This window comes from Curvibacter sp. GW821-FHT09D12, assembly GCF_059416245.1.
Map to the genome: position 1 here is coordinate 1 of NZ_JBWKOU010000055.1, position 1196 is coordinate 1196.

The 1196-nt window shown below is 58.8% G+C and carries 1 protein-coding gene; it reads left to right on the forward strand.

The genetic code is table 11. The features are described 5' to 3' along the window. Positions 1–3: 3 nt before the first annotated feature. On the forward strand, positions 4–1194 hold the full coding sequence (gene tuf, locus AC07PT_RS30405) for an elongation factor Tu (RefSeq protein ID WP_019577995.1): 1191 nt from the start codon (positions 4–6) through the stop codon (positions 1192–1194). Positions 1195–1196 lie beyond the last annotated feature (2 nt).

Genomic DNA, 1196 nt, shown 5'->3' on the forward strand with positions numbered 1-1196 from the left:
AAAATGGCAAAAGGCAAGTTTGAACGTACCAAGCCGCACGTGAACGTCGGCACCATCGGTCACGTTGACCACGGCAAGACCACCCTGACGGCTGCGATCGCAACCGTTCTGGCAGCCAAGTTCGGCGGCGAAGCCAAGGCTTACGACCAGATCGACGCAGCGCCCGAAGAAAAGGCCCGCGGCATTACCATCAACACGGCCCACGTTGAATACGAAACCGCCAACCGCCACTACGCTCACGTGGACTGCCCTGGCCACGCTGACTATGTGAAGAACATGATCACTGGCGCTGCTCAGATGGACGGCGCTATTTTGGTGTGCTCGGCCGCTGACGGCCCGATGCCCCAAACCCGTGAACACATCCTGCTGTCCCGCCAGGTGGGCGTTCCTTACATCATCGTCTTCCTGAACAAGGCTGATCTGGTGGACGACGCTGAACTGCTGGAACTGGTGGAAATGGAAGTGCGCGAGCTGCTTTCCAAGTACGAATTCCCTGGCGACGACACCCCGATCATCAAGGGTTCGGCACGTCTGGCGCTGGATGGCGACAAGGGCGAGTTGGGCGAGCAAGCCATCATGAAGCTGGCTGAAGCTCTGGACACCTACATCCCCACGCCTGAGCGCGCTGTGGATGGTGCCTTCCTGATGCCTGTGGAAGACGTGTTCTCGATCTCGGGTCGTGGCACTGTGGTGACCGGTCGTGTTGAGCGCGGCATCATCAAGGTCGGCGAAGAAATCGAAATCGTGGGTATCAAGCCCACCGTCAAGACCACCTGCACTGGCGTGGAAATGTTCCGCAAGCTGCTGGATCAAGGTCAGGCTGGTGACAACGTCGGCATCTTGCTGCGTGGTACCAAGCGTGAAGACGTCGAGCGCGGCCAAGTGCTGTGCAAGCCGGGCAGCGTCAAGCCGCACACCCACTTCACCGCAGAAATCTACGTTCTGTCGAAGGACGAAGGCGGCCGTCACACTCCGTTCTTCAACAACTACCGTCCTCAGTTCTACTTCCGCACGACCGACGTGACGGGTGCCATCGAACTGCCGAAGGACAAGGAAATGGTCATGCCTGGCGACAACGTGTCGATCACTGTGAAGCTGATCAACCCCATCGCCATGGAAGAAGGTCTGCGTTTCGCCATCCGTGAAGGTGGCAAGACTGTGGGCGCCGGCGTGGTTGCGACCATCATCGAGTAATT

Bases quoted from the DNA above. Each gene is read 5' to 3' on its own strand.
- tuf (WP_019577995.1), top strand. From the start codon at position 4: ATGGCAAAAGGCAAGTTTGAACGTACCAAGCCGCACGTGAACGTCGGC.